Origin of the sequence: Sphaerisporangium sp. NPDC088356, from assembly GCF_040685555.1 — a bacterium.
Classification (GTDB): domain Bacteria; phylum Actinomycetota; class Actinomycetes; order Streptosporangiales; family Streptosporangiaceae; genus Sphaerisporangium.
Map to the genome: position 1 here is coordinate 45,225 of NZ_JBFBIK010000042.1, position 13,304 is coordinate 58,528.

Here is a 13,304-nt window from a genome sequence, read left to right on the forward strand (position 1 = left end):
TCTCGCGGGGGGCACGGCCTGCCCAACAGCATCTTTTCACTTGTCTCGCGTGTATGTGACGCGCTTGGCCGCCGGTCGGCGCCTCGGGCCTCGCGGCCGTTCGCGTCCTGCGCACATCATGCCTCGCGGCCCGCCTGGTAGCGCTCGGCGAGCGCGATCAGGGTGCGCGTGATCATGCCGGTGCCGCCCTTGGGGGTGTACCCGTGCGGCGCGTCCTTGTTGAAGGCCGGCCCCGCGATGTCGACGTGGGCCCAGCGAACGCCCTCGGGGACGAACTCGCGCAGGAAGATGCCCGCGGCCAGCATGCTGCCGGAGCGCTCCGGGTTGAGGTTGGCGATGTCGGCGATCGGGGAGTCGAGGCCCTTGCGGAGCTCCTCGGGAAGCGGCATGCCCCAGGCGGCCTCGCCCTGCGCCACCGCGAGGTCGACGACCTCCTCACGCAGCTCGTCGTCGGTGGACATGACGCCGCAGGTGCGCCATCCGAGGGCGACGATCTGCCCGCCGGTGAGGGTGGCGACGTCGACGATGATGTCGGGGTCGTCCTCGCTGGCGCGGGCGATGCCGTCCACCAGGACCAGCCGGCCCTCGGCGTCGGTGTCGAGCACCTCGACGGTCTTGCCCGCGTAGGTGGTGAGCACGTCGGAGGGACGCTGGGCGGTGCCGCTCGGCATGTTCTCGGCCAGGCAGAGGTAGCCGACGGCGTTGACGCGAAGGCCCAGCCTGGCGATGGCCAGCAGCGCGCCGAAGACCGCGCCGGCGCCGCCCATGTCGGACTTCATCCAGGCCATGGACGCGGAGGGCTTGAGCGACAGGCCGCCGGAGTCGAAGGTGATGCCCTTGCCGACGAACGCCACGGTGGTCTCGGCCTCGGGGTGGGTGTAGCCGAGGCGCACGAGCCGCGGCGGGTTCGCCGAGCCCTGCCCGACCCCGACGATGCCGCCGTAGCCGCCGTCCTTCAGTGCCACCTCGTCGAGGACCTCGACCGACAGGCCGGCCTTGGTGCCGCTCTCCTCGGCGATCTCCGCGAAGCGGGCCGGCGGGAGGTCGGACGGCGGCGTGTTCACAAGGTCGCGGACGAGCGTGACGGACTCGGCCAGCGTCGCCGCCCGGCTCACGGACTCCTCGGCGCCGGAGGCGTCGCTCAGCACGACGATCTCGGCGAGCGCCGGCTTCACATCGCCGCCCGTGCGGTACCTCGTGAAGTCGTAGGCGCCGAGCAGGCCGCCCAGGGCCACGGCCTCGGCCTGCTCCCGCGTCGCCGCGGGCAGTGCGAGGGCGGCGCGGGCGGTGCCCGCCAGGGACCGGGTGGCGACACCGGCCGCGCGGCGCAGGACCTCCAGGTCGTACGCGCCGCCCTGCTCGGGAGCGTTTCCGAGGCCCACGGCGACGACCACGGGCGCGGGGACCGCGCCGAAGGTCGGGATCTTGGCGATCTCGCCGGCCTTGCCGGAGAAGCCGAGCGCGCTCAGCGTCGCGGAGAGCCCGCCGGTGAGCGCGGTGTCGAGGGCTTCCGCACCGGGCGCGGGACGGGGGCCGTCGGGGGAGGCGTTGATGCCGACTACGAGGGCGTCGGCTTCCACCGACCCCGAGTCAAAGGCGTTAAGTCGCACTGTCGTCACGTAGGCCGATGCTAGCCCTGCTTCCCCCGTACGCATAAACGAGGGTTCGTCCTACGAATTCCTCCGAGGTTCCTCCTGCTGCCCTTCGCCGGCGCGGTGCTCGCGGGCGCGGCCGGCCGGCCGCCTCACCCGGGCCGTCAGAGGCCCGGCTCAGGGGACCGCGGCGCAGACGACCAGGGCTGTGGCGGTGGCGACCTCGACCAGGGCGCCGAGCACGTCACCGGTGATCCCGCCGAGCCGCCTGATGGCGTGGGCCCTGAGTGCCCACGCCGCGCCGAGCCCCGCCGCGACCGCCAGGGGATAGTTCACGGGGCCGCCCGACAGCAGGCCGAGGGCCAGGGCCGCCACGACGGCGACGGCCGTCGCGGCGATCGCGGCGCTCTGGCGCACCGTCCCCGCCACCATGGCGCCGAGGCCGCCCGGCCGCGCGGAGGGCACGCCCGCCAGGCAGGCCCACGTCAGGGCCAGGCGCCCGGTGACGCACGCGAGCACGATCGCCGCCGGCCCCGCCTCGGCCGCGGCGGCGGCCTGGACCAGAACCGTGAAGACCAGCGTCACCACGCCGAACGGCCCGATGTCGGAGCGCTTCATGATCTCCAGCGCCCGCTCGGCCGGCTTGCCGCTGCCGAGGCCGTCCGCCAGGTCGGCGACGCCGTCCAGGTGCAGGCCCCGGGTCAGCACGGCGAGCGAGCCGAGGGCCAGGGCCGCCGCGAGCAGCGGTGAGACCAGGAACGCGGCGACGGCCATGACGGCCGCGGCCGCCAGGCCGAGCGGCAGGCCGACCAGCGGCGCCAGCGTCATGGCCCAGCCGGCCGTCGTGCGGTCGACGCGGGGCACGCCCACGGGCCAGACGCTGAGCGTGCCCACGGCCAGACGCAGTCCCGCCGCGACCGGCTCTTCCGGGGCTTGTGATGCGGCCATGTCAGAGGGGGAGGGGGACGACGCGGCCGGCGATGACGAGGACGGCCTCTTCCGACTCGGCGGCGAGACGCTGGTTGAGGCGGCCGAGCGCGTCGCGGAAAACGCGCCCGCTGGCCGTCGCGGGCACCACGCTGAGCCCCACCTCGTCGCTGACCGCCACCACCTGGGCCCTGGTCTGCCGCCAGGCCGCCACCAGGTCGTCGCAGCGCGCCGCGACCGCGTCCAGCGCCGTGCCGAACCTGCCGGGCTTGCGTCCCCGGGGCCGGTCGTGCGCTGGGTCGCCCCAGGCTCCGCACCCGTCGAACACCGCCGCCAGCCAGGTGCCTACGCCGTCGACGAGCAGGGGGCCCGTCTCCGACCTGAGCAGCGCCTCGAGCTCGGTGGTCTCGATGGTCGTCCAGTACGGGGGGCGGCGCCGCTGGTGGGCGCGGACCCTGGCCAGCCAGTCAGCGTCCCTGCCGCCGGTCGGCCCGGTCGCGACGTAGGTGACGTCGGGCTCGGCGATCAGCCGCATCTCGGCCTCGGTGGACTTGCCCGAGCGGGCGCCCCCGAGGACCAGGACCCGTCTCGGCGGGAGCGCCCGTGCGGGCGCGGGCCTGCGCGTGTCGAGGATGGTGCCGTCGTCGACCACCTGGGCTCCCCAGTACGCAAGGCGCCTGCCGAGCTCGGCCTCGGAGGGCATGCGGTGGTCGAGGTGGATCGCGACCACGTGCGTCCGGGGGGTGACGAGCCCGCGCCGCCGCAGGTCGCCCAGGCGCTCGGGATGGTCCAGAAGGTCGATGAGCACGAGGTCGTAGGCCTCCTCGGCCCAGCTCGGCGAGGGGGACCCGCAGTGGTCGTCCGGCGAGACCGCATGCAGGACCCGGCCGCGATCGGGGCCGCTCACCGCGTAGCCGTCCGGCGTGACGATCATCCGGTAGCCCTTGGGGAGCGCGGCCGGAGGCGCGAGCGGGAGGCCGGCGGGCGGCGAGAGCCGCACCACGTCGTCGAGCACGATCGCGGTCGGCAGCCGGTGGCCGGGGGACAGCCTGCCGCAGGAGGCGCAGCCGCACGCGGGCTCGGGCCACCCATATGGGCCGGCCGTGCCGGAGAGCAGAACCTTCACTACGCCCTGACCGGGGGGAGGGGCACGGCCGCCGTCGCGACTCCGGGTCCGGCGGCGGGCGCCGGGAGACGGAACGTGGGCGGCATGAGTCGGCCTCCATCCTCGGTGGGTCTCGCGGTTCGGCTCGTCCCGTGGTTCTCCTGGCACGTCTGGCCTGTCCCGACGGGCTCACGGCAAGATCTGCGGCACACTCCAGGAGATAGGGTCTGCACAGCCTGTTGAAGGCATTGGGCAAACCCCACGAAAAGGAGCGTATGGCATGACTTGGCGCTGGCGATATGAAAATGCTAATGGTGGTGAGGTTACGGACGGCCCGCTTCCGCGCGAGATCTTTCCAAGTCAGGCCGACGCGGAGTCATGGCTCGGCGAAAACTGGCGCACCCTTCTGAATTCCGGAGTCGAGCAGGTCTCGCTGCTGGAAGACGACAAGGTCGAGTACGGCGGGATGTCCTTGCGTGCCGAGTGATGGCAGGGCCCCTTGGCTATTCCTGTGGCCAATGTGACGAATGTTGTCAAGTGACCGGGAACGCAAGGGGCCCATGACGCCTTTACGGTCGCGCCTTTAAGCCCAGTACGACTACGGCCGCGCCGCCGGGCTCTCGGTCCGGGCGGGGTCCCGCTCCACGACCGGGCCGAGCACGTCGTCGATCCTGGCCATGACCTCGTCGTCGAGCTTCACCCCGGACGCCTTGACGTTGTCACGCACCTGCTCCGGCCGCGTGGCCCCGACAATGGCCGACGAGACGTTGGGGTTGCGCAGCACCCACGCCACCGCCAGCTGCGCCATGGTCAGCCCGAGGTCGGCCGCGATGGGCTTGAGGTTCTGCACCCGGGTGAGCACGTCGTCGTCGAGCATGCGGGAGATGAAGTTCGACCCGGTGGGGTCGGTGGCCCGCGATCCCGAGGGCGGGGCCTGCCCCGGCAGGTACTTCCCGGTGAGCACGCCCTGCGCGATGGGGGACCACACGATCTGCCCGACCCCCTCCTTCTCGCACAGCGGCACGACCTCGGACTCGATGACGCGCCACAGCATGGAGTACTGCGGCTGGTTGGAGACCAGGCGGTCGAAGCCCATCTGGTCGGCGATCCTGAGCGCGTCGGCGATCTGCGAGGCGTTCCACTCGCTGACGCCGACGTAGAGGACCTTGCCCTGGCGCACGAGGTCGTCGAAGGTCTTCAGCGTCTCCTCGAGCGGCGTCTCGTGGTCGTACCGGTGCGCCTGGTAGAGGTCGACGTAGTCGGTCTGCAGGCGGCGCAGCGAGCCGTTGATGCTCTCGGTGACGTGCTTGCGCGAAAGGCCCCGGTCGTTCTGCCCGGCGCCGGTCGGCCAGTAGACCTTCGTGAAGATCTCCAGGGACTCGCGGCGGACGCCCTTCAGCGCGCGGCCGAGAACCTCCTCGGCGCGGGTGCCGGCGTAGACGTCGGCGGTGTCGAAGGTGGTGATCCCCTCGTCCAGGGCCGCGCTCACGCACTCCTTGGCGGCGTCTTCCTCGACCTGGGAACCATGGGTGATCCAGTTGCCGTAGCTGATTTCGCTGACCTTGAGACCGCTGCGGCCAAGATGACGGAATTGCATGCGATCGACCCTAGCCGTCGCCTTTCGGTGATCTGATTCGGGATAGTCTGCCCGGCGTGCGGCGGCTGATCACTTCGAGATTCGTACGGCTCGCGCTCGCGGTGACCGCCGTGGGCGCCGTCATCGGTGCGGCGGTGTGGGCCCGGCGGTCCCTGCCGCGGCGCGGTGGCCCGCCCTCGCCGCGAAATCCCGTACGGGACCCTGCGCTCGTGCTTGACCGGGAGGGGCGACCCGTCGCGGAGCCCGAGCCGGCGGCACCCGTCCTCGGCCGTCCCTCGGCGACGGACCTGAAGCGCTACGACAGGCCGGAGGGCGGAGCCGCCGTCGCCCGGCTCCTCAAGGGCGAGCCGATCCGGTGGAGGCCATCGGGCCGCCGGGCCCGCCTGGCCGCCGCGCTGTGCGGCGTCGTCATCGCCGGCCAGTTGTTCGAGCAGGCGGTCTTCGGCCCGTCGGATCAAGCGTCGGCGGGCGACGACTTCTGGTCCTGCGGGGTGATCTGCTCGCTGTGGACCGAGGGCCGGACGACGGGCTTTGATCGCCGGTATGCCGATATGGCCCACGAGGATCCGAGCCAGGGCAGCCAACTGCGGGAGCTGGGCTCGGTCTATGCCGGGGAGTGGCCCCAGGCATCGGGGGATCCCGCCTTCACCCAGCCGGCGACGGCACCCGAGCAAACGGTCCAGCCGGCCGATCCGCCGCGGCGGGATCCCCCGCACGGGCGGTCGCCGGAGTCGCTGCCGGACCCTGCCTGCACACCGGCCACGCAGGCGGTGGTCCCGCGTCCGGTGGACCCGCGCGTGGCCAAGGCGGTCGATCACCAGTGGCGGCGGATCGAGAAGTGGCTCAAGGCCCACGCTCCGCTGACGTACGCGGAGCTGAGCCCTCCGGCGAAGGCGCGGACCATCGCGATCGCCGAGTCGCAGATGGGAATGCGGTTTCCCGACAGCCTGCGCGCGTCGCTGCTCCGCCATGACGGTGCCCGTTCCGCAGACTCGGGGCTGCTGGGCCGGCGAACCCTCGGGGTGCGCGAGATACGCGACGCCTGGCGCGGCTTGTGCGTGAACAGCCGTTACGTGGCCACCGCCCCGCGGTCGGTGCCGTGGAACGGGCGAATGATCCCCTTCGCGGTGATCGCGGGAGGCGGGCACGTCGTCGTGGACTCGCGGCTCGGGGACGCGGGGGAGTCCGGCAGGGACGGCCTGTCCTTCGGCCCGCAGGTGCGCTGGACGTCGTACTACGCGTTGCTCAAGGCGACGGCCGGCTCGCTGGAGACGGGACGCCCCACGCGGGGCCGGCGGCGGGAGGTCGTCGGGCGCCGCCTTCGATGGAACCACGGCTGAGGTGCGGTACGGCTCGCGCGGCGCGGGCCGTACCGGCGGGGATCATCTCTTCGGCGGGACCGGCTTGCCGCCCGGAAGCAGCGTGGGGGGCGGGAAGCGCAGGCGGCGGATCTGCATCGCCCGCATGGCGCCGTAGAAGCCGACGCCCTTGAGGCTCTCGTCGGGGAACCGCCGCGCCGCCTCCTTCTTCACCCGCTGGGCCACGAAGAACGAGCTGCCCGCCACCGCGACGATCATCAGCGGCCACAGGATCGTGATCGCGTAGGAGTAGAGCAGCATGCCGGTCTGGCCGCCGAACATGGGGATCGTCCACAGCACGACCAGCAGGACCAGCGAGACGGGAAGGAAGAACTGGCTGATCGTCCGCCGGGAGTCGACCCAGTCGCGGGCGAGCTTGCGCGCCGGCCCGCGGTCGCGGGCGGGAAGGTAACGCTCCTCGCCCTTCAGCATGCCCTCGCGCGCGCGGATCCGCTCGGCGGCCTGGCGTTCGCGAGCCTGCTTGTAGGCCTCTTTGCGGTTGGTGGGGGCGGTCACCGGCTGGCGGCGGCGGCCTTGGGCCTCGCGGCGCTTGGGAGTAGGGCGCCCCTTTCCCATGCTTTTGGCCTGCGTCTCGGAAGACGAGGAGGGGGAGTCATCCACGGGGGCCTGCGTACGACGTCGGAACACGACGTCAGCCTACCGGCGGTGCAACTTAATGACGCCCTCGTGCGTTATGCGTAGGGTGGACCTAGGCGACTTTGCCGCGATAATCGGGGGCTGACGATGAGTGAGCAGCCTATGGAGTTGCGAGTCGGCGCAAGGGAGCATGGATGCCAGCGCAGCGAGCATACGGCCAGCGAGCGTCGCAGCCAGCGGGAGCATAGGCACAGCACTACCAAGAAGGGGACGGCCAACGCGCATGAGCGTGATGAAGAGACTTTCCTTGATCTTCAAGTCCAAGGCCAACAAGGCCTTGGACAAGATGGAAGATCCGCGCGAGACCCTCGACTATTCCTATCAGCGGCAGCTTGAGCTACTGCAGAAGGTTCGCCGGGGCGTGGCCGATGTCGCCACCTCGCGCAAGCGGGTTGAGCTGCAGATCAACCAGATCCAGCAGAAGGCCGCCACGCTGGAGGACCAGGGTCGCAAGGCCCTCAGCGTGGGGCGCGAGGACCTCGCCCGCGAGGCTCTGAGCCGCCGCTCCTCGCTGCAGACCCAGATCGCCGACCTGCAGGTGCAGCACAACAACCTGCAGGGCGAGGAGGAGAAGCTCACCCTCGCGAGCCAGCGCCTCCAGGCCAAGGTCGACTCCTTCCGCCACAAGAAGGAGACCATCAAGGCCACCTACACCGCGGCCGAGGCGCAGACGCGCATCAACGAGGCGTTCTCCGGCATCTCCGAGGAGATGGGCGACGTGGGTCTCGCGATACAGCGCGCCGAGGACAAGACCGCCCAGATGCAGGCGCGCGCGGGTGCGATCGACGAGCTGCTCGCCAGCGGCGCGCTCGACGACTTCAGCGGCTCGCGTCCCGACGACATCCAGGCCGAGCTCGACCGCATAGGCGGCGGCAGCGACGTGGAGCTGGAGCTCGCCCGCATGAAGGCCGAGCTGGGCCAGGGCCCCGCGCCGCGCGACGCGATCGAGGCCGGCCAGCCGGGGCAGCAGTCCGCTCCGCCGCCCGCTCCCCAGCAGCAGGCGCAGCCGACCCAGCAGTACCGCCAGCCGGGGGAGGGCCTGTGATCGTCCGCATCATGGGTGAGGGCCAGTGCGAGATCGCCGAGGGCGACATCGACGTGCTCAACACCCTCGACAGCGAGCTGGAGGCCGCGATCGAGACCGGTGATGAGGCTCAGTTCCGCTCGAAGCTCCACGCGCTGCTCGACAAGGTGCGGCAGATCGGCAAGCCGCTGCCCGACGAGGCCCTGGAGCCCTCGGAGCTGATTTTGCCCCCGGCCGACGCTTCGATCGATGAAGTCAGGGGAATGCTTGGCGATTCCGGCCTTATACCGGGCTAGTTTGGATATATGACACAAACCCGGTATGCCCCCGACCGGGGTCTCACCGTGCGCATGGTCGTGACCATGTTCCTGCTCGGCTTGCTTTACGTCGTCTTTGTGGGCGTCCTGATCGCCATGGGTGTCCAGGCGATCGTCGTGCTCGTCCTCGCCGGGGGCCTCCTGCTGGTGCAGTACTTCTTCTCCGACAAGATCGCGCTGTTCGCGATGCACGGGAAGGAGGTCTCTCCGCAGGAGGCGCCGGAGCTCCATGGCCTGGTCGACAGGCTGAGCGTCCTGGCCGACTCGCCGAAGCCCCGCGTGGCCATCGCCGACAGCGACGTCCCCAACGCCTTCGCCACCGGCCGCAACCAGAAGAACTCCGTGGTCTGCGTGACCACCGGCCTGCTGCGGAGGCTCGACCCACTGGAGCTCGAAGGCGTCGTCGCCCACGAGATGTCCCACGTCGCGCACCGCGACGTCGCCGTGATGACCATCGCGTCCTTCCTCGGCATCGTCGCCGGCCTGATGACCCGCTTCGCGCTGTACTCCGGGCTCGGCCGCGACCGTGGCAACAACAACGGCCCTCCCATCGGGCTCATCATCATGCTGGTCTCGCTGGTGGTGTACGCGATCAGCTTCCTGCTCACCCGCGCGCTGTCGCGCTACCGCGAGCTGTCGGCCGACCGGGCCGGCGCCCTGCTCACCCAGCGGCCCTCCGCCCTCGCGAGCGCACTGGTCAAGGTGACGGGCGAGATGTCCCGCATCCCCACGCGCGACCTGCGCGAGGCGCAGCCGTTCAACGCCTTCTTCTTCGCCCCCGCGCTCTCCAGCCGCAGCGGGCCGAGCCTGGCGACCCTGTTCGCCACCCACCCGCCGCTGGAGCGCAGGCTGGAGCAGCTCAACCAGATCGCCCGCCAGCTCGGCCGGGGGGCCTGAGCCGATGGGATGGCTCGACGCGCTGCTCGGGCGCAGCAAGCCCGCCAAGCCGAACCTCGACACGCTGTTCGCGCTGCCCTCGGCGGCGGTGACACTCCAGGCGGCGACCGGCTTCGTGCCGACCGGGGTCGGCTCGGTCTGCTTCCGCGCCGCCGAGGGAGGCGCCTTCGCCACCCTGGAGCAGGACATCAAGGCGCTGCTCGGCGACGCCCAGATCGAGCAGTCGAACGACTCCTACGGCTACACCTGGCTGCTCGCGCGCAGGCCGCCCGACGATCTCAGCAGCCTGGTCACCGACCTGCACGGCGTCAACTCCTCGCTGGAGACGGCGGGCTTCGGACCGTCGCTGCTGTGCTCGCTGGTGACGTTCAAGGACCGGTCGGACCGGCGCCTGGCCGTCGTCTACCTCTACAAGCAGGGCACTTTCTACCCCTTCGCCCCGCTTCCCGGGCAGCGCCGTGACAACGCGCTGGAGCTACAGGTCCGCGGGGTCCTCGGTGGCGAGCTGCCGATCGAGCCCGACCTGTCCCGCTGGTTCCCCCTTTGGGGAGCCCCCGGCCTCTGACCGGCGTTCCGCCGCCATCCTCGTCCCGCCCACCGCCACCGCAGGCCGTACGAAGACGATCACTCAGGTCGTTCTCGCCCTTAGGTATGCGAATGGACGGGTATACCACCCGGAAGATCAGCCATCTCCGGGGGGAAACAGGGTGGCAGTGACCGAGCACGGCCGTGTCAGAGTGGCCGCAGAAGTCGAGGGCGGGGGCCGTTTCCGGGCCGTCGTGCCGCGGGTGATGTCGGTGTGCATGGCGGTGGCCGCCGTGTACTCGGCGGTGATCGCCGTGGTCCCGCCCATACGGCACCTGCTCAGGCCGGTCACCGCCTTCATCGAGATGGCGGTCTTCCCGGTCGAGCCGAACCTCGGCTACGCGGTGTTCCTCGGGATCCTCGCCGGTGCGCTCGCGCGCCACAAACGGGCGGCGTACTGGGTCCTCATGACCATCTTCGTACTGCTGGTCCTAGGGAACCTGGCGGTCGTCCTGTCGTCGTCTCTGATGCCCGACCTGGTCGAGGAGTTCGCCCTGACCCGCCAGGTGGTCGCCTCCGAGGTCAACCTCGTGGTGTCGGCCGTCGTCCTCGGGATCCTCGCCGCGGCGCACGACGAGTTCTTCGCCCCCACCCGGCGCGCGTCGTTCAGGAAGGCGCTGGTCACGCTCGGATCGCTGCTCGCCGTCTCCTTCGCGGTGGGATACGTCCTGGTGACGATCTTCCCCGACACCCTGAAGACGCGCGACCACCTGCCCTGGGCCCTGGAAAGGGCGCTCGGCGGGGCGGCGACGCTCGACCTCTACCGCTCGGGGCGCCCGCCGTCCTGGGTGAACTTCGTCATCGGCCTGCTCAGCGCCATCGCGGTCCTGGTCGCGTTCGCCGTGCTGTTCCGCTCCCAGCGGGCCAAGGCGGAGTTGCCCCCGGAGAGCGAGGAGCGGATCAGGGCGCTGGTCGAGGCGTACGGCTCGCGCGACTCGCTCGGGTACTTCACCACCCGCCGCGACCGCGCCGCCATCTTCTCGCCCAGCGGCAAGGCGGCGGTCTCGTACCGGGTGGTGGCGGGGGTCTGCCTGGCCGGGGGAGACCCCATCGGCGATGTGGAGGCCTGGGCGCCGGCGATCCGGGCGTGGATGGACGAGGCCCGCCGTTACGGCTGGGCGCCCGCGGCCATCGGCCCGAGTGAGGCGGCGGCCCACGCCTACGCGCGCGCGGGCCTGCGCGTCCTCGAACTCGGGGACGAGGCGGTCATCGAGGTCGGGTCGTTCGGCCTTGAGGGCAGGGAGATGCGCGGGGTCCGCCAGGCGGTCAACCGCGTGAAGCGCGCCGGGTTCACCCTGCGGATCCGCAGGCACGCCGACCTGTCGCAGGAGGAGATGCGCCACATCATCGAGCGCGCCGCCGCCTGGCGCGACACCGAGACCGAGCGGGGGTTCTCGATGGCGCTCGGCCGGCTCGGCGACCCGGCGGACGGGTCCTGCGTCCTGGTGGAGGCCAGGGACGCCGACGGGAAGCTGACCGCCCTGCTGTCGTTCGTGCCGTGGGGCGACGACGGCCTGTCGCTCGACCTCATGCGGCGCGACCGCGACTCCGACAACGGGTTGATGGAGTTCATGGTCGCCGGGCTGGTCGCCCAGGCGGGGGAGCTCGGGGTGAAGGAGATCTCGCTCAACTTCGCCATGTTCCGGTCGGTCTTCGAAGGGGGCGCGAGGCTCGGCGCGGGACCCGTGCTGCGCCTGTGGCGGTGCACGCTGCTGTTCTTCTCCCGGTGGTGGCAGCTGGAGTCCCTGTACCGGGCGAACGCGAAGTACCACCCCCGGTGGGTGCCGCGCTTCCTCGCCTTCGACGACACGCGCGACCTGCCCAAGGTGGGCCTCGCCTCCGTGATCGCCGAGGGCTTCCTGACCGTGCCGAGCCTGTCGACCCTGTTCCGCCGGGGCGTCCGCGGCGGAGGGGCGCGCTGCGCCGGCGCCCGCGAGGACGGGTGAGCGCTCCGCCGCGGGCGTGGGTCACGCTACGGGTACGGCTTGGACCCGAAAGCGATGTGTTCCCCATGAGCACGCCACAATGGGTTGAAATAAGTCCATAAGTGGGGGGACGGAGGGGGAGCCATGTCGAACCCGGTGCCGTTACGGCCGGGCGACCCGGTACGAGTGGGGGACTACGAACTCACCGCTCGGCTCGGGGAGGGGGGGCAGGGGGTCGTCTACCTCGGCCGCTCGCCGGCGGGCGTCACCGTCGCCGTCAAGCTGCTCCGCTCCGACCTCGCCCAGAACGAGGAGGCGCTCGCCAGGTTCGTCAGGGAGGTGTCCACCGCCGAGCGGGTCGCGACGTTCTGCACCGCGCAGGTGATCGAGACGGGGGTGGCCGACCAGCGGCCGTTCATCGTCAGCGAGTACATCGACGGCCCGACCCTCGACGCGGTCGTCCAGCGCGACGGGCCCCGCCAGGGCGCCGCCCTGCACCGGCTGGCGATCGGCACCGTGACGGCCCTGGTCGCGATCCACCAGGCAGGCATCGTCCACCGCGACTTCAAGCCCTCCAACGTCCTGCTGGGCACGGACGGGCCGCGCGTCATCGACTTCGGCATCGCCAAGGCCCTGGACAAGAGCTCCACGCTCACCTCGATGGTGGTGGGCACCCCCGCGTACATGACCCCCGAGCAGCTCGCCGGCGAGCAGGCGGGGCCCGCCGCCGACCTGTTCGCGTGGGCGGGCACCATGGTGTTCGCCGCCACCGGCGCCGCGCCCTTCGGCACCGACAGCCTCCCGGCAGTGTTCCACCGCATCATGAGCCTCGAACCCGATCTCAGCTCGCTGGACGAGCAGCTCAGGGGCATCGTGGCCGCGTGCCTGGCCAAGGACCCGGCCGCTCGGCCCCCGGCGGGCGAGGTGCTCATGCGCCTGCTCGGGCACGGCACCGGGCCCCCGCCCGCCGCGATCATGGCAGAGGGATCGGCCATGGCGCAGGAGGAGCCCACGCGCAGGTGGCGGCCCGATCCCGCCCAGGGGCAGTCGCGTCAGGCTCCCGCCCCGTACGCGGGGCAACAGGCTCCGGCACCCTACACGGGGCGGCAGGCCGCCGGGCCGAATGCCGGGCGGCAGGCTCCGGCGCCGTACGCGGGGCGGCAGGCGCCGGCCTCATCGCCTCCCTCGCCGCACTACCCGGCGCAGGCGTATCCGGGGTACGCCGCGCAGCCGTACCCCGGGCAGCCGCTTCCCGGATGGCAGGCGCCCGGCGGGCCGCCGCCCCCGGCGTGGGCCGGCGACGAGCGGACCGGACCGGGC

13 protein-coding genes are annotated in these 13,304 nt (G+C 71.7%); 8 read left to right on the top strand and 5 right to left on the bottom strand.

Translation table 11 applies throughout. The annotated features are described in order from the left end of the window. Nucleotides 1-116 precede the first annotated feature (116 nt). The 3 genes from AB0O34_RS17880 to AB0O34_RS17890 all read right to left on the bottom strand — a co-directional run bounded on the left by AB0O34_RS17880 (nucleotide 117) and on the right by AB0O34_RS17890 (nucleotide 3,645). A complete protein-coding gene (locus AB0O34_RS17880) occupies nucleotides 117-1,619 on the bottom strand; it encodes a leucyl aminopeptidase (protein WP_363916496.1) in 1,503 nt (500 codons plus the stop codon). A 150-nt stretch (nucleotides 1,620-1,769) separates the two neighbouring features. Further along, complete coding sequence (locus AB0O34_RS17885) at nucleotides 1,770-2,540, bottom strand: adenosylcobinamide-GDP ribazoletransferase (protein WP_363916497.1); 771 nt, start codon at nucleotides 2,538-2,540, stop codon at nucleotides 1,770-1,772. Between the two features lies 1 nt (nucleotide 2,541). Next, on the bottom strand, nucleotides 2,542-3,645 hold the full coding sequence (locus AB0O34_RS17890) for a bifunctional adenosylcobinamide kinase/adenosylcobinamide-phosphate guanylyltransferase (RefSeq protein ID WP_363916498.1): 1,104 nt from the start codon (nucleotides 3,643-3,645) through the stop codon (nucleotides 2,542-2,544). A 259-nt stretch (nucleotides 3,646-3,904) separates the two neighbouring features. Here AB0O34_RS17890 and AB0O34_RS17895 point away from each other — a divergent pair, with 259 nt between their 5' ends. After that, on the top strand, nucleotides 3,905-4,111 hold the full coding sequence (locus AB0O34_RS17895; protein WP_363916499.1) for a hypothetical protein: 207 nt from the start codon (nucleotides 3,905-3,907) through the stop codon (nucleotides 4,109-4,111). Between the two features lie 111 nt (nucleotides 4,112-4,222). Here the strand turns inward: AB0O34_RS17895 and AB0O34_RS17900 are convergent, their stop codons facing one another. Next, nucleotides 4,223-5,221, bottom strand: coding sequence for an aldo/keto reductase family protein (locus AB0O34_RS17900; protein WP_363916500.1), 999 nt, complete (start codon nucleotides 5,219-5,221; stop codon nucleotides 4,223-4,225). A gap of 56 nt (nucleotides 5,222-5,277) precedes the next feature. On the opposite strand from AB0O34_RS17900, the gene AB0O34_RS17905 reads away from it, so the two are divergent. Further along, complete coding sequence (locus AB0O34_RS17905; RefSeq protein ID WP_363916501.1) at nucleotides 5,278-6,561, top strand: SMI1/KNR4 family protein; 1,284 nt, start codon at nucleotides 5,278-5,280, stop codon at nucleotides 6,559-6,561. 42 nt (nucleotides 6,562-6,603) lie between these two features. On the opposite strand, the gene AB0O34_RS17910 is transcribed toward AB0O34_RS17905, so the two are convergent. Beyond that, nucleotides 6,604-7,155: a DUF3043 domain-containing protein gene (locus AB0O34_RS17910; protein ID WP_363916502.1), complete on the bottom strand. Its 552-nt coding sequence runs from the start codon at nucleotides 7,153-7,155 to the stop codon at nucleotides 6,604-6,606. Between the two features lie 304 nt (nucleotides 7,156-7,459). On the opposite strand from AB0O34_RS17910, the gene AB0O34_RS17915 reads away from it, so the two are divergent. The 6 genes from AB0O34_RS17915 to AB0O34_RS17940 form a co-directional block, all read left to right on the top strand. After that, nucleotides 7,460-8,281 (top strand): PspA/IM30 family protein, encoded by an 822-nt coding sequence (locus AB0O34_RS17915; protein WP_363916503.1) that lies wholly within the window; start codon nucleotides 7,460-7,462, stop codon nucleotides 8,279-8,281. Continuing rightward, complete coding sequence (locus AB0O34_RS17920) at nucleotides 8,278-8,556, top strand: hypothetical protein (protein WP_363916504.1); 279 nt, start codon at nucleotides 8,278-8,280, stop codon at nucleotides 8,554-8,556. The genes AB0O34_RS17915 and AB0O34_RS17920 overlap by 4 nt, the downstream gene beginning before the upstream one ends. A 9-nt stretch (nucleotides 8,557-8,565) precedes the next feature. Further along, nucleotides 8,566-9,474 carry a zinc metalloprotease HtpX gene (gene htpX / locus AB0O34_RS17925; RefSeq protein WP_363916505.1) on the top strand — a complete coding sequence of 303 codons (909 nt, stop codon included), beginning with the start codon at nucleotides 8,566-8,568 and terminating at the stop codon, nucleotides 9,472-9,474. Between the two features lie 4 nt (nucleotides 9,475-9,478). Continuing rightward, nucleotides 9,479-10,039: a hypothetical protein gene (locus tag AB0O34_RS17930; RefSeq protein WP_363916506.1), complete on the top strand. Its 561-nt coding sequence runs from the start codon at nucleotides 9,479-9,481 to the stop codon at nucleotides 10,037-10,039. Between the two features lie 142 nt (nucleotides 10,040-10,181). Continuing rightward, nucleotides 10,182-12,005, top strand: coding sequence for a phosphatidylglycerol lysyltransferase domain-containing protein (locus AB0O34_RS17935; RefSeq protein WP_363916507.1), 1,824 nt, complete (start codon nucleotides 10,182-10,184; stop codon nucleotides 12,003-12,005). A 123-nt stretch (nucleotides 12,006-12,128) separates the two neighbouring features. Next, the coding region (locus AB0O34_RS17940; RefSeq protein WP_363916508.1) for a protein kinase at nucleotides 12,129-13,304 on the top strand (1,176 nt) is incomplete at its 3' end.

What these genes read in the sequence shown, in the direction of transcription:
- AB0O34_RS17885 (WP_363916497.1), bottom strand. Translation starts at nt 2,540, where the DNA reads ATGGCCGCATCACAAGCCCCGGAAGAGCCGGTCGCGGCGGGACTGCGT.
- AB0O34_RS17895 (WP_363916499.1), top strand. Translation starts at nt 3,905, where the DNA reads ATGACTTGGCGCTGGCGATATGAAAATGCTAATGGTGGTGAGGTTACG.
- AB0O34_RS17900 (WP_363916500.1), bottom strand. Translation starts at nt 5,221, where the DNA reads ATGCAATTCCGTCATCTTGGCCGCAGCGGTCTCAAGGTCAGCGAAATC.
- AB0O34_RS17910 (WP_363916502.1), bottom strand. Translation starts at nt 7,155, where the DNA reads ATGGGAAAGGGGCGCCCTACTCCCAAGCGCCGCGAGGCCCAAGGCCGC.
- AB0O34_RS17915 (WP_363916503.1), top strand. Translation starts at nt 7,460, where the DNA reads ATGAGCGTGATGAAGAGACTTTCCTTGATCTTCAAGTCCAAGGCCAAC.
- htpX (WP_363916505.1), top strand. Translation starts at nt 8,566, where the DNA reads ATGACACAAACCCGGTATGCCCCCGACCGGGGTCTCACCGTGCGCATG.
- AB0O34_RS17930 (WP_363916506.1), top strand. Translation starts at nt 9,479, where the DNA reads ATGGGATGGCTCGACGCGCTGCTCGGGCGCAGCAAGCCCGCCAAGCCG.